Origin of the sequence: Mycobacterium sp. E787, assembly GCF_001668725.1 — a bacterium.
Lineage (GTDB): Bacteria > Actinomycetota > Actinomycetes > Mycobacteriales > Mycobacteriaceae > Mycobacterium.
The window spans coordinates 37,862-57,238 of record NZ_LZKL01000029.1; the positions used below are offsets into that span (position 1 = coordinate 37,862).

19 protein-coding genes are annotated in these 19,377 nt (G+C 68.7%); 8 read left to right on the top strand and 11 right to left on the bottom strand.

The window, feature by feature from the left end; translation table 11 throughout:
- Window positions 1–14: 14 nt before the first annotated feature.
- Window positions 15–1,031, bottom strand: a complete 1,017-nt coding sequence (locus A5705_RS05245; RefSeq protein ID WP_068275921.1) for an NADP-dependent oxidoreductase — start codon at window positions 1,029–1,031, stop codon at window positions 15–17.
- Window positions 1,032–1,109: 78 nt separating this feature from the next.
- On the opposite strand from A5705_RS05245, the gene A5705_RS05250 reads away from it, so the two are divergent.
- The 3 genes from A5705_RS05250 (at window position 1,110) to A5705_RS05260 (ending at window position 3,675) form a co-directional block, all read left to right on the top strand.
- Window positions 1,110–1,793, top strand: coding sequence for a hypothetical protein (locus A5705_RS05250; RefSeq protein WP_068275924.1), 684 nt, complete (start codon window positions 1,110–1,112; stop codon window positions 1,791–1,793).
- Window positions 1,794–1,932: 139 nt separating this feature from the next.
- Window positions 1,933–2,766, top strand: coding sequence for an SAM-dependent methyltransferase (locus A5705_RS05255; protein ID WP_068275927.1), 834 nt, complete (start codon window positions 1,933–1,935; stop codon window positions 2,764–2,766).
- Window positions 2,767–2,808: 42 nt separating this feature from the next.
- Window positions 2,809–3,675 (top strand): class I SAM-dependent methyltransferase, encoded by an 867-nt coding sequence (locus A5705_RS05260; protein WP_369803383.1) that lies wholly within the window; start codon window positions 2,809–2,811, stop codon window positions 3,673–3,675.
- An 11-nt stretch (window positions 3,676–3,686) separates the two neighbouring features.
- Here the strand turns inward: A5705_RS05260 and A5705_RS05265 are convergent, their stop codons facing one another.
- Window positions 3,687–4,526, bottom strand: a complete 840-nt coding sequence (locus A5705_RS05265; protein ID WP_067883318.1) for a family 16 glycosylhydrolase — start codon at window positions 4,524–4,526, stop codon at window positions 3,687–3,689.
- A gap of 615 nt (window positions 4,527–5,141) precedes the next feature.
- Between A5705_RS05265 and A5705_RS05270 the strand changes: the two genes are divergently transcribed.
- Both A5705_RS05270 and A5705_RS05275 read left to right on the top strand, forming a co-directional pair.
- On the top strand, window positions 5,142–5,342 hold the full coding sequence (locus A5705_RS05270) for a hypothetical protein (protein WP_067883317.1): 201 nt from the start codon (window positions 5,142–5,144) through the stop codon (window positions 5,340–5,342).
- A 147-nt stretch (window positions 5,343–5,489) separates the two neighbouring features.
- The gene (locus A5705_RS05275; protein ID WP_068275930.1) at window positions 5,490–6,449 is read left to right on the top strand and encodes a GAF domain-containing protein; all 960 of its coding nucleotides are present in this window, start codon (window positions 5,490–5,492) and stop codon (window positions 6,447–6,449) included.
- Here A5705_RS05275 and A5705_RS05280 read toward each other — a convergent pair.
- Window positions 6,446–7,027, bottom strand: a complete 582-nt coding sequence (locus tag A5705_RS05280) for a cutinase family protein (protein ID WP_156738556.1) — start codon at window positions 7,025–7,027, stop codon at window positions 6,446–6,448. The genes A5705_RS05275 and A5705_RS05280 overlap by 4 nt on opposite strands.
- A 169-nt stretch (window positions 7,028–7,196) precedes the next feature.
- On the opposite strand from A5705_RS05280, the gene A5705_RS05285 reads away from it, so the two are divergent.
- Window positions 7,197–7,874: a class I SAM-dependent methyltransferase gene (locus A5705_RS05285; protein ID WP_068275933.1), complete on the top strand. Its 678-nt coding sequence runs from the start codon at window positions 7,197–7,199 to the stop codon at window positions 7,872–7,874.
- Here A5705_RS05285 and A5705_RS05290 read toward each other — a convergent pair.
- The 5 genes from A5705_RS05290 to A5705_RS28400 form a co-directional block, all read right to left on the bottom strand.
- A complete protein-coding gene (locus A5705_RS05290; protein ID WP_068275936.1) occupies window positions 7,855–8,931 on the bottom strand; it encodes a prenyltransferase in 1,077 nt (358 codons plus the stop codon). The two genes, A5705_RS05285 and A5705_RS05290, sit on opposite strands and share 20 nt — an antisense overlap.
- Window positions 8,918–9,676, bottom strand: a complete 759-nt coding sequence (locus tag A5705_RS05295; RefSeq protein ID WP_068275939.1) for a class I SAM-dependent methyltransferase — start codon at window positions 9,674–9,676, stop codon at window positions 8,918–8,920. The genes A5705_RS05290 and A5705_RS05295 overlap by 14 nt, the downstream gene beginning before the upstream one ends.
- The gene (locus A5705_RS05300) at window positions 9,670–10,899 is read right to left on the bottom strand and encodes a glycosyltransferase family 4 protein (protein ID WP_068275942.1); all 1,230 of its coding nucleotides are present in this window, start codon (window positions 10,897–10,899) and stop codon (window positions 9,670–9,672) included. The genes A5705_RS05295 and A5705_RS05300 overlap by 7 nt, the downstream gene beginning before the upstream one ends.
- A gap of 155 nt (window positions 10,900–11,054) precedes the next feature.
- Window positions 11,055–12,689, bottom strand: coding sequence for a CHASE2 domain-containing protein (locus A5705_RS05305; RefSeq protein WP_067883310.1), 1,635 nt, complete (start codon window positions 12,687–12,689; stop codon window positions 11,055–11,057).
- A gap of 4 nt (window positions 12,690–12,693) precedes the next feature.
- Window positions 12,694–12,906 carry a hypothetical protein gene (locus A5705_RS28400; RefSeq protein WP_231982367.1) on the bottom strand — a complete coding sequence of 71 codons (213 nt, stop codon included), beginning with the start codon at window positions 12,904–12,906 and terminating at the stop codon, window positions 12,694–12,696.
- A 632-nt stretch (window positions 12,907–13,538) separates the two neighbouring features.
- On the opposite strand from A5705_RS28400, the gene A5705_RS05315 reads away from it, so the two are divergent.
- Window positions 13,539–14,300 (top strand): DUF1906 domain-containing protein, encoded by a 762-nt coding sequence (locus A5705_RS05315; protein ID WP_067883308.1) that lies wholly within the window; start codon window positions 13,539–13,541, stop codon window positions 14,298–14,300.
- 129 nt (window positions 14,301–14,429) lie between these two features.
- On the opposite strand, the gene katG is transcribed toward A5705_RS05315, so the two are convergent.
- The 3 genes from katG to A5705_RS05330 all read right to left on the bottom strand — a co-directional run bounded on the left by katG (window position 14,430) and on the right by A5705_RS05330 (window position 18,494).
- On the bottom strand, window positions 14,430–16,613 hold the full coding sequence (gene katG / locus A5705_RS05320) for a catalase/peroxidase HPI (RefSeq protein WP_067883307.1): 2,184 nt from the start codon (window positions 16,611–16,613) through the stop codon (window positions 14,430–14,432).
- Between the two features lie 48 nt (window positions 16,614–16,661).
- Window positions 16,662–17,111 (bottom strand): Fur family transcriptional regulator, encoded by a 450-nt coding sequence (locus tag A5705_RS05325; protein ID WP_197521240.1) that lies wholly within the window; start codon window positions 17,109–17,111, stop codon window positions 16,662–16,664.
- Window positions 17,112–17,243: 132 nt separating this feature from the next.
- The gene (locus tag A5705_RS05330; RefSeq protein ID WP_068275998.1) at window positions 17,244–18,494 is read right to left on the bottom strand and encodes an Ig-like domain-containing protein; all 1,251 of its coding nucleotides are present in this window, start codon (window positions 18,492–18,494) and stop codon (window positions 17,244–17,246) included.
- Between the two features lie 65 nt (window positions 18,495–18,559).
- Between A5705_RS05330 and A5705_RS05335 the strand changes: the two genes are divergently transcribed.
- On the top strand, window positions 18,560–19,321 hold the full coding sequence (locus A5705_RS05335) for a hypothetical protein (protein WP_068275946.1): 762 nt from the start codon (window positions 18,560–18,562) through the stop codon (window positions 19,319–19,321).
- Window positions 19,322–19,377: the final 56 nt, after the last annotated feature.

Here is a 19,377-nt window from a genome sequence, read left to right on the forward strand (position 1 = left end):
GTGCGGCGCCCCCGTCAGCGGGGATCCGTTTTGACCACGAGTTTGCCGACGTTCTTGCCGTCGAACAGCATGTTGATGGCCGTGGGCAACTGCTCGAAGCCCTCGACGACCGTCTCGAGCGGCGTGAGCTTGCCCGCGGCGATCAGGCCGGCGATCTCGTTGGCCGCCTCCGGCGCGCGACCGAGGTGGTCCAGCACGATGAAGCCCTGCACCGTCGCGCGCTGGATGAGCAGGTTGCCGAACGCGCGCGGCCCCGGCGGCGGATCGGCCGCGTTGTAGCCGGAGATCAGACCGCAAAGCGCAACGCGCGCACCAATATTCAGCCGCGCGAACACCGCGTCCATGATGTCACCGCCGACGTTCTCGAAGTCGACGTCGATGCCGTTGGGGGTGGCTGCGGCGAGCTGGGCCGCCCAGTCGCCGGCGCGGTGGTCGACGGCGGCGTCGAGGCCGAGCTGGTCGGTGAGCAGGGCGCACTTCTCGGGTCCGCCGGCGATCCCGACGACACGCGCGCCGGCGGCCTTGGCGAGCTGCCCGGCGACCGACCCGACGGCGCCCGCCGCGGCCGAGACCACGACCGCCTCGCCCGGCTTCGGCTTCCCGATGTCGCGGATGCCGACCCACGCGGTCAGCCCGGTCGATCCCAGCGCACCCAGGTAGGCGCTCGGCGAAATGCCCTCGGCGACGTCGACGGGCATCACGAACGCGGTGGGGGAGACGACTGCGTACTCCTGCCAGCCGAGCAGGCCCTGCACGGTCTGACCGACCGCATAGTTCGGACTCTTCGACGCGACGACTTCGCCCAGGCCGGCCGCGCGCATGACCTCGCCGATGCCAACCGGCGGCAGATACGTCGGGGTGTCGTTGATCCACATCCGGTTCGTCGGGTCGAGCGAGATCCAGTCGACGCGAACGAGCGCCTCCCCGTCGCCGAGCTCGGGTATGGCCTCCTCGCTCAACTCGAAGGTCTGCGGGCCGATGCGCCCGGTGGGGCGTTCGCGGAGCAGGAAGCGGCGGTTTCGATCGGGCATAAGCGCACCGTACTGGACCCGCGTCGAATTGACGCTCTGCCCTTCAAAAACGCGTTCGCCGGACGCAAAATTGGCTCGATGAACGTGGTGTCGCGAATCTTGGTCCCCGTCGCCGTGCCGGCAGTGCTGACAGCGGCGGCGTTGGCGCCGGCCGGGTCGGCCGCCGCGGACCCGCCACCCACCCGGCAGATCACCGTCGTGGCGGTCGGACCCGGTGGCGAACCGATCAACGGTTACAAAGTGGCGTCCGGACCCGGCAACGTCGGCCAGGCCAGCGACTGCACGACTCCGTCCCCGTCGGCGGTGGCCGACAACGTGTACTACTGCTCGCCGACGGCGGCCGGCGCCGGCACCTGTTGGCCGTCGACGCCCGGATCGCTTCTGTGCGTGGACAATCCTTGGGACAAGAGCATGCATCGCGTCACATACAGCGGTCCGCTCCCGCCCGTGACGGCGACCGCCACCCCGGACCCGTTCGCGCTGGCGCTCGACGACGGCACGCACTGCCTGTTCCGCAACGGCGGCGCCTGGGGTGGCCGCGCCGACGGGTATGTCGCGGTTTACGGGTGCGGTCCCGGGGGCGGCGGCAATACCGCGGTGCTGTGGCTGCCCAGCCAGGGCGCCGGCAGTTGCATCGACCGCTCGTCTCCTGCCTGGACGGTCAAGGTCGGCCAGATCGGCGCGCCCGACGCCGTCCTGCCGCCGCCGCAGACCCGGACCGTGACGGAGGCGTGGTTCGCCGGACCCAAGGCCGGTCAATAGGCCGGGGTTGAGTTCGAAGTGCCTCGGCGCGCCAACTTCCTGTAGGTGTTCGTCGGCCCCGAGCGACTCGCGCAGCACCTCGCGGGCAGCGGGGCAGCTTCCCCTGTGTCGCCAATTCGCAACTACTAATGTCAGGCCCATGACCTCGATCACTCACGTCTCGGACACGGCCCGGTGGACGGCGCTGCACCGGGCGACCGAATCTGCCCGCCCCGACGCGCTTTTCGCCGACCCACTCGCCGAGCGTCTCGCGGGTGAACACGGCCGGGAGATCGTCGCCAAGGCGCCGCGATCGACGCGCAGCGGTTGGTGGCTCGTCGCACGCACAAAGATCATCGACGACACCATCGCCGCAGCGATCGCGGACGGGTGTGACCGCGTCCTGAACCTGGCCGCCGGTTTGGACACCCGGCCCTACCGTTTGGCCCTACCGGCCGAACTGACGTGGGTGGAGGCGGATCTGCCGACGTTGCTCGAGGAGAAGACGCAGCTGCTGGCCGACCAAGCGCCGCGATGCCGGTTGACGCGGACGGCCGTCGACCTCGCCGACGGCGCGGCCCGGGCCGCTTTCCTCGACGAGGCGCTGGCCGGCGCACGCAAAGCGCTGGTGCTGACCGAAGGCCTGCTGATGTACCTGGACGACAGCGACGTCGTCGGGCTGTCGGCGGCATTCACCCGACCCGAGATCGCTTGGTGGATGCTCGACTTCGCCGGTCCCGGCCTGAAGGACAAGATGAACAAGACAATGGCCGGCATGCTGCAGAACGCGCCGTTCAAGTTCGCGCCCCGGAACGGAGTGGCCTTCTTCGAAGCCCTCGGCTGGCGCGCGGTGGACGTGCAAGCGCTCTATCTCGCCGCCCACCGGTTCCGCCGCCTGCCGCTGTGGATGCGCCCGATGCTCTGGCTGCCCGAGCCGGACCCGCGTCACCCGGGCGGCAGGGTCTGGAGCGCGACGGCGCTGCTTACCCACTGACCCGCCCGCCGGCCACCCGGACCGGACAGTTCAGGAGGTGCGATGGAACGACCTGTTTTCGGCGATGACGCCGGAATGAGTCGAGCCGACGACAAGCTCGACGCCAGGATGCTGACGGGCGTCTCGGAAACCGCGCTGTTGACGCTCCACGGCAGGGCCCACCAGGCGGCCCGCCCGGACCCGATCATCGACGACCCGATGGCGATCGAGCTCGTCGAGGCGATCGACTTCGATTTCGAGAAATTCGGACGCAAAGGCCAGGAGATGGCGTTGCGCTCGTTGGCCGTCGACGGGTGCGCAATCCGCTATCTCCGCAAGCGCCCCCAGGCAACGGTCGTCGCACTCGCCGAAGGTCTCCAAACCAGCTTCTGGCGCCTGGACAACGCGCTGCCGCACGCCCAGTTCCGTTGGGTGTCAATAGATTTGCCGCCCGTTATCCAACTTCGACAGCGCTTGCTGCCGCGTTCCCCGCGGATCACCGAACTGGCGCAGTCGGCGCTCGACTACAGCTGGATACCCAGGATCGACAGCAGCGAGGGCGTGTTCATCACCGCGGAGGGTCTGCTGATGTACCTGCAACCGCACGAGGCCATGGGACTGATCGCCCAATGCGCCGAACGGTTTCCCGGTGGCCAGATGTTCTTCGACCTGCCGCCGACCTTCGTCAAGAGGCTTGCACCGCGAGGTTTGCTGTCGTCCCGGCGCTACCGGGTGCCGCCGATGCCCTTCAGCCTCTCGGTGCGTCAACTGGCCGACCTGGCGAACACCATGCCGGGAGTGCGGGCAGTGCACGACATCCCGATGCCGAAAGGCCGGGGAGTGTTCTTCGGGACCTTGTTCCCCGCGTTCTGGCGGTTCGGCCCTACGAAGCCATTCCGCGGGGCCTACACCCTGCTCGACTTCGGCTGAGTGCCGACCGGCTACCAGACCCGGATCCAGTCGACGAGCATGTCGGCGGGGTACGTGCCCGGCCCCGGATCCGCTCCGCCCGACCCGGCGACCGCGAGATTGAAGACCGGGAAAACGGTGTAGCCGGGGCCGTTGAAGGGCCAATCCGGAAGCGAGCTCGCCGGCACGTCGAAGTACGGCTGGGCCCCGTCGGTGTAGTCCTTCCAGAACCGGATGCCTGCGGCGTCCCACTGGGTGCGCCAGGTGTGCCAGGCGCTGTCCACCGCGATGTTGTGGGTCTTCCACTCGCCGCCGTTGGCTTTGGCGTGCACGGTGGTGGCCGAGGGCCAGTTGCCGTTGCCGTACCACTCCATGACGTCGATCTCGCCCTGGTCGTCGTTGCCGAGCCAATACGCGGGCCAGGCGCCGGCGGTCAGGCAATTGAGCTTGATCCGGGCCTCCCAGGTGTGGCCCACACCGCCACGCCACAGGCTTTGCACCTTGCCGCTGTAGTAGGTGGGACCATCTTTCGCCGCACGCAGCACCAGGTTGGAGTTGCCGTCGAGAAAGACATTGCGGCGATCGTCGCGGTACTGCCCGATGTGGTCGGGCTGCTCCCAATATGTCGGGTCCTTGATCGTCTCCCGGGCCTTGGCCACCGCCCACTTCGACGCATCGGGGGCCGAGCCGGCCGGGCCGTCGAATTCGTCGGAGAAGATGTAGCTTGCGGGCTGGCCGCTGGGCGCGGCGGGCGGCGGAACCTCGGGCTCTCGTCGGCGTGGGTAGGCGCGGGCCTCGGCGACCGGCAGCGTGGCTGCCAGCACCCCGATCCCGACAGTCAGCATCATGCGGCGGCGGTCGATCTCCGGCATAAGCAAGGCACGATAGCAGCCGGCGCCCTCCGGGCGCGAAACGGGAAACCTGTCGGTGGCCGTCGTCAGGGTGTGGATCGCGGCCGGCGGAAAGTGGACGGCGGCGGGTAGTGGTTTTGGATTGCGCCAAAATTCATGGCCAATTCTCACGTTGGCGCGTGGTTTGGTCTCAGGATCCCCAGGGCATTCTGGAATCACGAACCGATAACCACTGTTGGTAGGTTTTGCAGGTCGCTCGGGAGGAGATGGAAATCGTGACGGATGCACCGGGGGCGACGGTTATTTTCCTTCAATCCCATCCGGCGTGGATCGCGGCTCGGCGGCAAGAACGAGAGCGCCGGGCGGCAATGCGTCGCCATCCGTCGTCCCTGGCCCGACGCGCCGCCGCCGGCGGCAGGGCCGTGCCGGGCGTCCGCGACTTCAAGCTCTACTCGAACGGCGATACCCCGGCCTGAAGCCGCCGACGCCACATCGCGATAAACAACGCCGCCGCACCTTTTGCGGTATCCGGCATTTCGCCGCCGAGCGTCCCCGATCACCAATAACGGAATCGCGTCCCAGACGGGCAATTAACGAACGCTGCGAGAACGCCGATGCCGGGGGATAATCCTGCGCGTGGCAGAAACACGCAGGACGAAGGCGCTCGCCAACCCGGCCCAACCGCACAGTGCACTTCTGCGCGAACTGGAGCGCTACATCGAGGCGCACAATCCCGGCGTGACGGATGTCAACGTGGTGAGCGCGACGGACACCGGTCAGGCCGACGCCGGCCACAAGCCGGTGCGCCACTGGTATCAGGTCACGTACGAATCCTGAGATCGCCGCAGGCCCGACGGCCGGGAACCGGAAAAACCACCAACGACACGGTGACCATGGTGTATGGTCCAGCCAGTTCTGGGTTGATCAAGCAGTCGGTCCCCCGGGTGTTCATTGACACGCTCCGTGCGGGGCGAGGGGGACCCGATGGCTCTCACAACCGGCGACGCACCCAAGACAGCCATCCTGCCGCTGGGGGCCAGGCTGTCGCGCACGACTATCCGTCTCGCCATCGCGGCACTTCAGCACCGCTATGGGCTGGATGAGCAGGCGGCCTTCGAGGTATTGCGGGACGTCTCGCAGCGTCGCAACGCGAAGCTGCGCGCCGTCGCCTCCGAGTTGCTGTCGCCCGGAGGCGACGGGCGAACGCGGCCCACGGGCCCGCCCCCGCCGTTGCCATTCACGATCGGGGGCCGCGCGTGCTCGAACCGCAGCGAGGTGCTCGCGGAGTTGATGCACGCCGCGCTCACCCGCTGCGGCGCCGAGCGGGCGACCGTTCAGCTGCGCGATCCCCTGCACGGTGGGCTGCAGATCGAAGGCAAGCGGGGTTTCGGTCAGGAGTTCGTCGACGCCTTCAGCTACCTCGACGAACATGGAACGCCGTGTGGGCGCGCGTTCGTCGATGCCCGGCAAGTGGTGGTCGCCGACGTGGACAGCTCGCCGTTGTTCAGCGAATCCGCCCGGGAGATATTGCAGGCGAACGACGTCCGCTCATGCGTGTCCACCCCTATCGTCGACGGCGACGGGAAGGTCCTGGGCATCGTGTCGACCCATCAACGGCGCCGCGATGCCGTCCCGGACGAGGCCGACCTGCGGCATGTCCGGATGCTGGCCGGCCAGTGCGGTCGCTGGCTGCGGTGGTACGACGAGGCGGTGCTGCCTTTGATAGCGGACGAGGTCCATCGGGCCGCGGCCGCCAAAGCCAAGCGCGCCAGCGCCCGGCGGACCCCGGACCGGGTCGACCCGTCGGCCACCGTCGCCGCCGCGGCCCGACTGCTTTCGGACCGCTATGGCGTCGAACCGAGTCACGCCGGCGACGTGCTCGCCTCGCTCGCGGCCCAGCGCGGCATCGCGCTCGAGGAGCTGGCCGCCCAATTGGTCGGTTAGAGCTTGCCGGCGACGAAGTCGGCGGCCTGGTTGGCCATGCCAGCATCGATGTAGGCGCCGGCGAGGTGCTGCGGCCAGTTCTCTTTCCAGGTGTTCGGGTCGGCCGGGTTGCAGATGGGATCCGCACCGTGGCACAACTCGATCGTCCGGTCGTTGTAGATCGGGTTGAAGTTGGTGATCGGACCCACCCACTGGCTTCCGTTGCCGAACAGCGCGACGGCGGCGATGTGCTGATCGATCCCCGGCGGCAGGGGGCTGTCGAATCCGAACGCGCTGATGGGCGCCGCGAGCACCACGTCGGTGACCGCCGCGCCGAGCGAGTACCCGCCCAGCACCAGGCGGGTGTTGGGACAGTCGTTGGCCATGCTCTGGATGTGGCGGCTCATGTCGTTGGCGCCGATGTCGATCTGCGTGTCGGCGGGGTAATTGACGGCGTAGACGCCGATGTTCTTCGACACCTTGGAGCGCAGCGAGCTGATGAACGCGTTGCCGAGCGCCCCTACACCCGGCGATTCGTATCGGCCGCGGGCGAAGACGACCTGCACCGGGGGACAGCTCGCCGCGGCGGCGCGCGGCATCGTGGACGGCAGCGTTGTCAGCCCGGCTGCGATCACTACCACCGCCAAGCCGGCATCAACCCATTTGCGGGCGGACACGCGCACAGCACGATGGTAAAGCGATCGCGACCGGGCCGCTCGCCATTGACCACCCCGAATGGCCGCTGAGGCCGACCGATAGGTTCGGCTGATGAGCCGCGCCGACGTCAGTTCCACCGAGCGCCTGTTCGCGATGGCCGAGCGGGTGCAAGGTTTCATGCCGCCCGACGAGGGGCGCACGCTCTACGACGCCGCGCTGCGGTACCTCAACGGCGGCGTCGGCGTCGAGATCGGCACCTACTGCGGCAAATCCACGCTGTTGCTCGGCGCTGCCGCGCAACACACCGGCGGTGTGCTCTACACGATCGACCATCACCACGGCTCGGAGGAACACCAGCCCGGCTGGGAGTACCACGACGCCTCGTTGGTCGACGACGTCACCGGGCTGTTCGACACGCTGCCCACGTTTCGTCGCACGCTCGACGCCGCGGGCCTCGACGACCACGTCGTGGCCGTCGTGGGCAAGTCACCGGTGGTGGCGCGCGGCTGGCGGACACCGCTGCGGTTCTTGTTCATCGACGGCGGCCACTCGGAGAAGGCCGCGACGGAGGACTTCGACGGCTGGGCGCGGTGGGTGGAGGCCGGCGGGGCGCTGCTCATCCACGACGTGTTCCCGGACCCGCGCGACGGCGGGCGCCCGCCGTACCACATCTATCGCCGCGCGCTGGATTCCGTTCAGTTCCGCGAGGTTTCGGCCACCGGGTCACTGCGGGTGCTCGAACGCACCGGCGGGTGGGCGGGTGATCCCATCACCACCCCGGACCGCTGACCACGCATTCGCAGTCGAAGTCGGTCTGCAGCCCCATCGGCAGCCCGTTCCCCCGGAAAACCCCACTTCCGGCGGTGGTGTCCGACAGCGCGTCGGCGGCCAGGATCATCGCCGCCCCGGTCCAGGTGGTGCGTTCCTCGGGCCAGCGCTTACCGTCGGCGAAAACCAGGCCCGTCCAATAGGACCCGTCCTCCTCGCGCAGGTGCTGCATCGCGGCGAACTGCCGATGCGCGGCCGAACGGTGGCCGATGGCGTCGAGTGCCAGCACCAGTTCGCAGGTTTCGGCGCCGGTGACCCACGGCCGGTCGCCGACGCAGCGAATGCCGAGGCCGCCCACCACGAAGTCGTCCCAGCGCTCCTTGATGCGCGCGGCGGCCGCCGGCCCGCGCAGGGCACCGCCGAGGATGGGGTAGTACCAGTCCATCGAGTAGCGGTCCTTTTCGGTGAACGCCTCCGGATGCGCGGCGATCGCGTGGCCGAGGCGCCCCAGCGCCAGTTCCCACTCCGGCTGCGGTTCGGAGACCAGAGCCGCCAGCGCCAGCGCGCAGCGGATGCTGTGGAACACGCTGGCGCAGCCGGTCAGCAGGGCTTCCGGCAGCGGCCCGTCATCGCTTTGCGCCCAGGCGATTTCGCCGTAGCCGAACTGTAAGTCGATGACGAAATCGATCGCCTTGTGCACCACCGGCCACATCCGGGCCGCGAACGACTTGTCGCCGGTGATCAGGACGTGATGCCACACGCCGGTGGCGATGTATGCGCAGAAGTTGCTGTCGCTGTTGGGATCTTCGACGACCCCGGCGCGCGTTTGCATCGGCCAGGAACCGTCGGGCCGCTGGGTGCGGCGGCTCCATTCGAACGCGGCCCGCGCGGGCTCCAGCAGCCCCGCGGCCGTGAGCGCCATCGCGCATTCCACGTGATCCCATGGGTCGGTATGCCCGCCGGCGAACCAGGGAATGGCACCCGACGGCTCCTGGGCGTCTGCTATCGAGTGCGCGGTTTGCCGGCATTGCTCGGGCGTGAGAACACCCGGAACGGCCGGCGCGCTACCCCGATGCAACTGAATACCCCAGGGCCGCTTCACTTTCCGTCGCAGGCTTTTTGGTGAAATACATGACGACGCTCTTTCCGACGAGCGGATTGAGCAGCGCCTCCGCCAGCTGGGTTACCTTGGGTCGCCGCATCAGATCCCACACCAGCAGCTTGTGGTACGCGGCCACCGCGGGATGCTCGGGATTCGACACGCCCACAGCACATTTCAGCCACCAGAACGGGGAGTGCAGCGCGTGCGCGTGATGGGCGTGCATCAGTTCCATTCCGCCGCCGGCGATCCTGTCGCGCAGCTCGCTCGCCCGGTAGATCCGCACGTGGCCGCCCTCGTTGGCATGGTATTCGTCGGACAGCAGCCAGCACACCCGCTCGGGAAGCCAGCGCGGGACGCTGACCGCGAGCGTGCCACCGACTTTGAGCACCCTGACCAGTTCGGCGACGGCGACGCGGTCCTGCGGGATGTGTTCGAGGATTTCGGAGGCGATGACGCAGTCGAACGTCTCGTCGGGGTAGGGCAGGCTCAGCGCATCGCCGAGGACGACCTTCGCCGACGCCGTCGCGGGCGCCTCTCCGGCCTCGGCCATCGCGCGCAGAATGGTGTCGACGGAACGCAATTCGGACGCGTCGCGGTCGAAGGCGACCACGTCGGCGCCGCGCCGGTAGGCCTCGAAGGCGTGCCGGCCCGCCCCGCAGCCGACGTCGATCATCGTGGTGCCCGGCCCGATGCCGAGCCGGTCGAAGTTGACCGTCAGCATCGCCCGATCGCCCGCTCGTAGACCCGCACGGTCTGGGCGGCCACCGCCTCCCAGCTGAACACGCTGACCGCGCGGTCGCGGCCCGCCCTGCCCATGGTGCGGCGCTTTTCCGGCGAGTCGAGCAGCTCGCCCAGCGCGCTGGTCAGCGCGTCGACGTCGGCCGGCGGCACCAGCTCGGCGCAGGCGCCGTCGGTGCCCAGCACCTCGGGCAGGGCGCCGACCCGGCTGGCCACGATCGGTGTCCCGCTCGCCATGGCTTCCACCGCCGGCAGCGAAAACCCTTCGTAGAGAGAGGGAATGCAGGCGACCTCGGCCGAGGCGAACAGGGCGGCGAGCGCCTCGTCGGAGAGTCCGCTGGTGATGTGGACGATATCCGAGATGCCGAGTTCGGCGATGAGTTTGTGGGTGGGGCCGTTGGGTTCGACCTTGGCCACCAGCCGAAGCTCGAGGTCTCGGCGCGTGCGAAGCTTGGCCACCGCGTGCAGCAGCGTGCGGACGCCCTTGAGCGGGGTGTCGGCGCTGGCGATCGCGATGACCCGGCCGGGTTGGCGGGGCTGCGAACCCGGTTGGAAAAGTTCGGTGTTCACCCCCAACGGCACCACGTGGAGTTGCTCGGGGGAGACGCCGAAGTCCGCGACGATGTCGGCGGCCGACGACGACGAGACCGTCAACAGGTCCGGGATCCGGCGCGCCACCTGCTCCTGCATCTTGGAAAACCCATACCAGCGGTGCACCAAGGGTTTACGCCACCACCGCGCGGCCGCCACGTCGAGCACCCGGTCCCGGGTGATGGGATGGTGCACGGTGGCCACCACCGGAAGGCCCGCGTCGGCGATCGCCAGCAGACCGGTTCCCAGGCTCTGGTTGTCGTGCACCAGGTCGAAATCGCTTGCCCGTTCGGCCAGCAGCCGGGCGACGCGCATGGTGAAGGTGCGCGGTTCGGGGAAGCCCGCTGTCCACACCGTCAGGAGTTCCAGCAGGTCGATCGAGTCGCGGATCTCGCTGGGGCGCGGCACCCGGAACGGGTCGGGCTCGCGGTAGAGATCCAGGCTGGGCACCTTGGTCAACCGCACCCGCGGATCGAGCAGCTCCGGATAGGGCTGGCCGGAGAAGACCTCGACGTCGTGGCCGAGCTCGACCAGGCCACGGCTGAGATGGCGCACGTAGACGCCCTGTCCGCCGCAATGGTCCTTACTGCGATAGGACAGCAGGGCAATTCGCATACTCAACTCTTATCCGCCGACGAAAGAACGCGGGCGACCGCCCCCCAATCCATCGCTCTCAACGGACTCCCGAACCCCGCGACAGCAAACTGGACATGTGTCCAGACTATAGTTCGCCGACCTAAATGACGCAACGAGCCCGGACGGCCCCACAACTAGCCCTGATGTGGGGCGACGGCGGACGCATCGCTGTCCCGATGGGCAGCTCTTCGACGGCCCCGCTCCACGGACCGCAGCAGGTTGTCGATGTCGGCGGCGAGGTCGTCGCCGGTGATCGCGACAGCGTGTCGAGTCGCCAGGCCCTTGATCGGTTCGGGCAACAGCGCCGCGGCCGGGACGTCGGCGCCGTCGAGGAGCACCGGGATCACCACGGCTTCCCGGCGTTGCAGGCCCGCCTCGACCTCCCGGCGCACCCAGTCGTTCGGATCGTCGACGCGCCGGGCGCCGGCGCCGGGCTCGAGCCAGTGCGGTCCGATCAGCACGAGCATGACGCTGCAGCCCCTGATCGCACTGGCGATCTGGTCGGGGAAGGTTTCGCCGTATTCGATCGACGACGTGTCCATGAACACGCTGGTGTCTCCATAGCGTCGCGCGAGCTCTCGCCGGATGTCCCGCGCCTGCCAGGTGTTCTGGCCGCGCCGGTAGCTGATGAAGAAGGCGGGGGGGTTCTGCGGCGGCAGGAGGTCCCCGAGCGCCAGTTCGAGTGCCTTCCGCTGCCGCCGCTCCATATATGCGTCGGCGGCGACCATGCCCGCCGTGGCGGCCAGCAGACCGACGATGGGGTAGACGACCGTGACGATCCAGCCCGCGTTGAACGCGAGCTGCGCCCCGAACACGAAGGCGACCAGCAGGACAACCGATCCCGCCAGCGTGTACAGGCTCGGTTTGCGAGCGCCGAGCGCCGCGGGGATCAGGATGAGGGCGAGGACGAGCGCGACGTCCGCCGGCGTCCCCGCCGACTTGAGCGGGAAGCCGGCGAGGACGGTCCACAGCGCGTTGGCGTGGACCTCGACCCCCGGCATCGGAATCGGAGAGACCGAAGTGACGAACACATCCTCGCCGACCGGAAGGGTGACACCGATCAGCACCGCCTTGCCGGTGAACGCGGTCCGCGGGATCGTGCCTGCCAAGACGTCGGAGAACGAGTAGTGCGGGAACGTGCCCGGGGGCCCGCGAAAGTCGATCCAGGCCTCGCCGCCGGGGAAGTCGCCCGGGTTCACCGCCTGTCGGCGATACATCTCGGCGGTGCGCACGGCGAACGTTTGCAGCCGCTCCTGCGCGTACCCCATCCGGCGCAGCACACCGCCGGGGTCCTTGTCGATCGCCACGCTCGCGGCCACCGCTCCCGGCGCGTCGGCCACATCTGCCGGCACCTTGATCGGCCCCTGGGACCCCACGAGGGTGCCCAGGACGACGGGTCCGTCGCGGGAGATGGCGTCCAGCAGGGTCTTATCGTCCGAGGGATCGGACCGCCCGAAGAACTGCGTGTCGATGCCGATGACGCGTGGCGACGCCGCGCGCACACGATCGAGCACCTCGGCATAAGCCGAACGTGGCAGCGGTGGCCGGGTGCCCATCGCCTGCAGCGTGGTCTGATCGATGCCCACGATCACGATGTCGTTACCGGGCGATCTTGTTCCCCGCCATGCGAATCGCTCGTCGACGCTCTGCCGCTCGACATTGTCCAAAACCCCCGCCGCATAGAGAACCAGCACCAGGACCGCGTCGACGGTCGCGACCGCTCCGACGAGCATGCCGCGGCGGGTGGGGCGGAACCTGGACTGCTTCACGTCGTCACGCGGCGACCACCGTCAGACCCCTGACGTCGACCGGCGTGATTCCGCCGACCCACGGCCCACCCGCAGCGGAGGGATCCCAGTGGGCGGTCCCCGGCGATTGGCCGCTGTCGGCGGTCACTTCGAGTGTGGTCGGGCCATGGGAGCGGAGATAGGCGACCGACGGTGCCGGCAGCAATACACCGAGCGTCGACGTCGCGCCCGCGTTCACCAGAAGGTCCGATCGGCCGCGACTGCCGTCGTTGATCGAGTTCAGGTCAACGATAAGCGCACCCCTGCACTGCACCGGCAGATTGCATGTCAAGGTCACGGGTACGTGGCCATCCGCGTCGAGGGTGACGGTTCCGCGGGCCACAATCGTGACTGCCGGCCGACTGGTGCCCCCGGTGCCACCGATTCCGCCGGCGCTCTGGCAATACGTTCCGCACGCGAGGCGAACCTCCGCGCCGGCACTCGCCGGCTGAGCCGGGCTCGAGGAAGCGGGCCCCTGGCCCGCACTGTTAACACCACACGACGCCAGACATCCGGCGGTCACCAGACCAACCGACGCCGCCGTGATCCATCCAATGGCCGGCCGGCGCGAACTCAGGGCCATGAATCACCCTCCACTGGGGGAGCTACCCAACGCGATCGTACCGAGTAAACCCACAGGTGAGTGTGTCCGATTCTCGGTCAGCTCCGGCCTAGGCGAGCCGGCTGGTTGCACCCTTCGCCTCGCCCTCGCGTGCCGCCAGATCTTGGTGTGGGGGCGCGGGCACCGCGGCGACCGGGACCACTTCGACGCCGAAAGCCGCGCAATTCATCCAGGCCGAGCACCGAATCTGACTTTGTTACCATCGCGCCGTGCGATCGGTCTCACGGCGCGACGTCCTCAAATTCGCCGCACCGGTTCTCCTGGGCCTGGGCGCGGCGGCCGCGCCGGACGACGTGGCGCGGGCCGCCGACGTGCGGCTGATCGATTTCGCCGAGAAAAGGATCGCGCCGGACGAGATCAAGGCGGCGGGCTACGGCGGCGTGGTCAACTACGTGTCCGAGTCGCGGCCCGGCGCGAACTTCGAGGCCAAGCCCATCACCCGCCAGTACGCGGACGCGCTGCGGGCGGCGGGCCTTCAGATCGTCAGCAACTTCCAGTACGGCAAACCGGGCTGGCCCGACCCGTCGGATTTCACCCGCGGGTACGACGGCGGCGTGGCCGATGCGCACACCGCCCTGCAATTGCACAACGCGGCAGGGGGGACGGCCTCGGCCCCGATCTTCTTCAGCGTCGACGACAACATCGACGAGAACACGTGGAACGGCCCTGCGGTGCAGTGGTTTCGGGGCATCAACTCGGTGCTGGGCGTGGGCCGCACCGGCGTCTATGGGCATGCCCGCGCCTGCGGGTGGGCGATCCGCGACGGTGTGATAGGGAACTCCAGCACGCCGGGGCACCGGTGGGCGTGGCAAACCAGGTCGTGGTCGAACGGGGAGCGCGAACCGGCGGCGGTGCTCTATCAGGCCGTGGTCAACAGCCCGTCCAACCCGAGTCCGCTGCTGGGCGGGATCAACGTGGACATCGACGACGTGCTCGCGCCCGACTACGGCCAGTGGGACTTCCCGCGCTGAACCCAGACATAAGCGTCTGCGACCGCCGGCGGCGCGTCGTGTGCGTCGTTTACGTGTCGCGGGAACGACCTCTTGACGCACGACGCCCCGCGAACCAGCGGCCCGCGGGGCGTCGCGTCTATCCGGGCGTTACTTGAGGTCGAACCGGTCGGCGTTCATGACCTTGACCCAGGCGGCGACGAAGTCCTCGACGAACTTGCCCTCGTTGTCGTCCTGGGCATAGACCTCGGCCAGCGCACGCAGCACCGAGTTCGACCCGAAGACCAGGTCGTTGGCGGTGGCCGTCCACTTCAGCCGGCCCGACTTGCGGTCGACCACCTCGTAGACGTTCTCCGCCGACTCGGACGTCTTCCACGCGTTGTCCATGTCGACCAGGTTGACGAAGAAGTCGTTCGTCAGGACACCGGGCCGGTCGGTGAACACGCCGTGCTTGCTGCCGCCGTGGTTGGCATTGAGCGCGCGCAGACCCCCGACGAGCACCGTCATCTCCGGACCGGTCACGCCCAGCAAATAGGCCCGCTCGTGCAGCAACTGCTCCAGCGGGGCCTTCTCGCCGGCGCGGATGTAGTTGCGGAACCCGTCGGCCCGCGGTTCGAGAACCGCGAACGACTCGACGTCGGTGTTCTCCTGAGAGGCGTCGGTGCGCCCCGGCGCGAAGTGCACCGAGATCTCGTAGCCGGCGTCCTTGGCCGCCTTCTCGACCGCGGCGGATCCGGCCAGCACGATCAGGTCGGCCAGCGAGATCTTCTTTCCGCCAGACGCCGACGCGTTGAAGTCCTGCTGGATCTTTTCCAGCGCGGGCAACACCTTGTCCAGCTCGGAGGGCTCGTTGACCTCCCAGCTGCGCTGCGGCTCGAGGCGCAGCCGCGCCCCGTTGGCGCCGCCGCGCTTGTCGGTGCGCCGGAAGCTGGACGCCGCGGACCAGGCGGTCTTGACCAGCTGCGGAACCGACAGGCCGGAGTCGAGCACCTTCTTCTTCAGCGCGGCGACGTCGTTGTCGTCGACCAGTTCGTGGTCGACGGCCGGAACCGGGTCCTGCCACAGCTGCGGCTCGGGAACCCACGGCCCCAGATAGCGACTGATCGGCCCCATGTCGCGGTGCAGCAGCTTGTACCAGGCCTTGGCGAACGCCTCGGTCAACTCGTCGGGGTGGTCCAACCAGCGCCGCGTGATGTCCCGATAGATCGGGGACTCGCGCATCGAGATGTCGGTGACCAGCATCGTCGGGGCGCGGCCCGGGCCGCCGAACGGGTCGGGGATGGTGCCCGCACCGGCGCCGTCCTTCGCGACGAACTGCCAGGCATCGCCGGGGCTCTTGGTCAGCTCCCACTCGTAGCCGTACAGGGTCTCCAGGAAGGTGTTGTCCCACTTGGTCGGCGTGGGCGTCCACACCACCTCCAGACCGCTGGTGATGGCGTCCTTGCCCACGCCGGTGCCGTGCGAGCTTTTCCAGCCCAGCCCCTGCTGCTCGATCGGGGCGGCCTCCGGCTCGGGCCCGACCAGGTCGCCGCTGCCGGCGCCGTGCGTCTTGCCGAAGCTGTGCCCGCCGACGATCAGCGCGGCGGTCTCCTCGTCGTTCATCGCCATCCGGCCGAACGTCTCGCGGATGTCGATCGCGGCGGCGATGGGATCGGGCTTGCCCTCAGGGCCTTCGGGGTTCACATAGATCAGGCCCATGGTGGTCGCGCCGTAGGGCTGTGCGAGGTCACGCTTGCCGGAGTAGCGCTTGTCGGTGCCCAACCAGGTGTCCTCTTCGCCCCACAGGATCTCCTCGGGCTCCCAGACGTCCTCGCGGCCGAACGCGAAGCCGAAGGTCTTGAATCCCATCGACTCCAGCGCACAGTTGCCCGCGAAGATGATCAGGTCCGCCCAGGAGATCTTGTTGCCGTACTTCTTCTTGACCGGCCACAGCAGCCGGCGGGCCTTGTCCAGGCTCACGTTGTCCGGCCAGCTGTTGAGCGGCGCGAAGCGCTGCATGCCCTGGCCGCCGCCGCCGCGCCCGTCGAAGATGCGGTAGGTGCCCGCGGCGTGCCAGCTCATCCGGATGAAGAGGCCGCCGTAGTGGCCGTAGTCGGCCGGCCACCAGTCCTGCGAGTTCGTCATCACCGCGATGACGTCCCTCTTGAGCTCCTCGGGATCGAGCTTGGCGAACTCCGCGGCGTAGTCGAAGTCGTCGCCGAGCGGGTTGGCCTGCGGCGAGTGCGGGTGCAGCGTCGACACGTCGATCTGGTCGGGCCACCAGTCCCGGATCGTCAGGGGCGCATGGGCTTTGGGCTCGGGCGCGGGGATTACCGGGTTTTCGCTCTCGGACACAACATTCCTTTCGGGGTTAGGTGAATCGGGCTGTGATCACCGGAGTGATCAAGAATCTGCTGTCGAGCAAGCGGGGCACATGCCCCAGTAGATGACTTCGGCCTCGTCGAGGACGAAACCCTCCAAAGCGTGGTTGTCGTCCGAGGGTGTCAGGCACGGCGCCTCACCGACCGCACAGTCCACGTCGGCGATGACCCCGCAGGAGCGGCACACGACGTGGTGGTGGTTGTCGCCGACTCGCGCCTCGTAGCGGGCGACCATCCCCAGCGGCTGGATCCGGCGAACCAGGCCCGCGGCCGTCAGGGCGCTGAGCACGTCGTAGACCGCCTGGCGCGACACGTCGGGCAGATCGTCGCGCACCGCGGTGAAGATCGTGTCGGTGTCGGCATGCGGGTTGGCGTGCACGACCTCGAGCACGGCGAGCCTCGGCCGGGTCACCCGCAGGTCGGCCATCCGCAGCCGGTCCGCGTTACTCGCCGATGAGGACACGTGGTCCATATCACTCTCTAATTTTGAATCAGTCAAGACTTTACAAAAGGAGTGTCGCCGAATAGCCGGTGAACGTTGGCCGCCAACACGCCCAGCGGTGGGCGACGGGCGTTGTGCCCGAGCGCAATTCGACAGCCGGGTCTAGGAGGCCGGCTGCAGGGCGCTGCCCTTGCGCCACTGGTCCCAGTTCAGCGTCCAGTCGCCATTTTGCGCAAGCGTCAACGGCGGTCCGCCGCTGTTGCGGACCTCGACCACGTCACCCGGCACCGAGAAGTCGTAGAACCACTTCGCGTTGTCGGCGTTGAGGTTCAGGCACCCGTGGGAGGTGTCCCGATGGCCCTGCGCCCACACCGTCGCATCGAGCTCGTGCAGGTAGATGCCGTCGGTGCTGATCTTGGTGGCCCAGTTGATGGTCTCGCGATACCCGAGGCGCGAATTCTTGGGCAACCCGAACGTCGAGGAGTCCATCACCACCGGGTTGCCCTTGTCGAGCACGGTGTAGACGCCCGGCGGGGTCCACAACGAGATGGTGTGGCCGGCGACGTCTTCGGTGCCGCCCATCCCCATCGAGGTCGGCATGGTGCGCACCAGCGCCCCGTTGTTGAAGACGCTGACCTGGTGGGTGGCGTCGTCGGCGATCGATACGTGCGCGTCGCCGATCCGGAACGACACCCGCGTGTCGTCCTGCCCGAACAGGCCGTCGCCCAACGCGATTCCGTAGATCTTGGCCTCGGCGGTGACGGTGGTTCCCGGGGCGTAGTAGTGCTCGGGGCGCCAGTGCGCGTTCTGGCCGTCGACCCAGAACCACGAGCCGGACACCGGCGGGTTGGTCGTCACCTTCAGCTGACGCTCCGCGGCGGCCCGGTCGGCGATCTGCTCGTCGAAGTGCGCGACGACCACGGTTCCGACGCCGTAGGTGCCGCCGTCGTGCAGCGAAGCCTCGGACGTGGTGGTGAACGAGACCTTCGTCTGGTTGGACGGCTTCAGCGTGGAGAACGTCGAAACCTGCGTGGCCGCAGCGCCGTTGGGTCCGCGGCCGTTGACCGTCAGCGTGTAGGTGCGCCCGTACCCGAGCGGAACGGTCGGCTTCCAGACGGTGTTGTCGGGCGTCATCACGCCCTGGACCGATTTGCCGCTCTCGTTGACCATGCTGACGTCGGTCAGCGTCCCGCCGTCGACTTTCACCATGACCGGTGCGAGCGGGTCGACGTCGTGTGCGCCGGTGCCCGGCGTGATCGTTATCTGGGCGGCGGCAGGCGCTTTCGATGCGGCACCGTGGCGCGAGCACGATGCCACCAGGGTCGGGCCGACCACGCCGAGGACCACAAGCAACGCCGACAAGAACCGGCGGGGCCATGGAGCCCAACCCCTGTTTGCGTCGCTTGCGGGCATGAGCATCATGTAGCCCACGGCGTTCGCGGCGAAACGTCAGGCCGCCCGCGGGGGATCATGGCGTCATGGCCGACGACGCACTCGACAGTCTGTACTGGGCGGAGCCCGACGCGTTCACCGCGCTGCGCGCCGAGTTGGTCGCCGAGGCGAAGCGGCAAGGCGACGCGGCGGCCGCCAAACACATCGGGGCGGCGCGCAAACCCACGACGGCGGCCTGGATCGTCAACCGGCTCGCGCTCGACCGGAAGGACACCAAGGAGCGCCTGGCCGACCTGGGTGATCGCCTGCGGGCCGCGCACGCCGAGATGGACGGCGAACGCATCCGCGCCCTGTCGGCCGAGCAGCACAAACTGATCGACGAACTCACCCGGGCCGCGCTGGCAGCGGCCGAGGTGAACCGGCCGTCGGCGGCGGTGCGCGAGGACGTCGCCGGCACGTTGCAGGCCGCGATCGCCGACCCCGACATCACCGAGCGGCTCGGTCGGCTGGCCAAGCCCGAGAGCTGGTCGGGTTTCGGCGTCGGCGAGGCGGCACCCGCGGCCGCGCCCCCCGAGCGATCCGGCACCGCCGCGGAGCGGCGTCAGGAGAAACTGAAGAAAGGTCTGGCCGACGCCGAGCGGGCCAAGGCAGAGGCCGACGGCACCCTGTCGGAGCGGAAGGCAGACCGCGACGCGGCCCGGCAGCGCCGCGACGAAGCGCGCGCGGTCCTGCGCGACGCCGAACGCCGACTCGACAAAGCCGAAGCCGCCTGTGACGAGGCGCAGCGGGCCGGCCGGGCCGCCGCCGAATCGGTCAAAGAGGCAAAAGCGCAGCTAAAACGGGCGTGATCGCGACCACGCGGGCGGCGGCCAGGTTTTCGCCGGTGATCCGCGGGTATCAGCCC

Bases quoted from the DNA above. Each gene is read 5' to 3' on its own strand.
- A5705_RS05255 (WP_068275927.1), top strand. From the start codon at position 1,933: ATGACCTCGATCACTCACGTCTCGGACACGGCCCGGTGGACGGCGCTG.
- A5705_RS05275 (WP_068275930.1), top strand. From the start codon at position 5,490: ATGGCTCTCACAACCGGCGACGCACCCAAGACAGCCATCCTGCCGCTG.
- A5705_RS05260 (WP_369803383.1), top strand. From the start codon at position 2,809: ATGGAACGACCTGTTTTCGGCGATGACGCCGGAATGAGTCGAGCCGAC.
- A5705_RS05335 (WP_068275946.1), top strand. From the start codon at position 18,560: ATGGCCGACGACGCACTCGACAGTCTGTACTGGGCGGAGCCCGACGCG.
- A5705_RS05325 (WP_197521240.1), bottom strand. From the start codon at position 17,111: ATGGACCACGTGTCCTCATCGGCGAGTAACGCGGACCGGCTGCGGATG.
- A5705_RS05295 (WP_068275939.1), bottom strand. From the start codon at position 9,676: ATGCTGACGGTCAACTTCGACCGGCTCGGCATCGGGCCGGGCACCACG.
- A5705_RS05250 (WP_068275924.1), top strand. From the start codon at position 1,110: ATGAACGTGGTGTCGCGAATCTTGGTCCCCGTCGCCGTGCCGGCAGTG.
- A5705_RS05330 (WP_068275998.1), bottom strand. From the start codon at position 18,494: ATGCCCGCAAGCGACGCAAACAGGGGTTGGGCTCCATGGCCCCGCCGG.
- A5705_RS05265 (WP_067883318.1), bottom strand. From the start codon at position 4,526: ATGCCGGAGATCGACCGCCGCCGCATGATGCTGACTGTCGGGATCGGG.
- A5705_RS05285 (WP_068275933.1), top strand. From the start codon at position 7,197: ATGAGCCGCGCCGACGTCAGTTCCACCGAGCGCCTGTTCGCGATGGCC.
- A5705_RS05245 (WP_068275921.1), bottom strand. From the start codon at position 1,031: ATGCCCGATCGAAACCGCCGCTTCCTGCTCCGCGAACGCCCCACCGGG.
- A5705_RS05280 (WP_156738556.1), bottom strand. From the start codon at position 7,027: ATGCCGCGCGCCGCCGCGGCGAGCTGTCCCCCGGTGCAGGTCGTCTTC.
- A5705_RS05300 (WP_068275942.1), bottom strand. From the start codon at position 10,899: ATGCGAATTGCCCTGCTGTCCTATCGCAGTAAGGACCATTGCGGCGGA.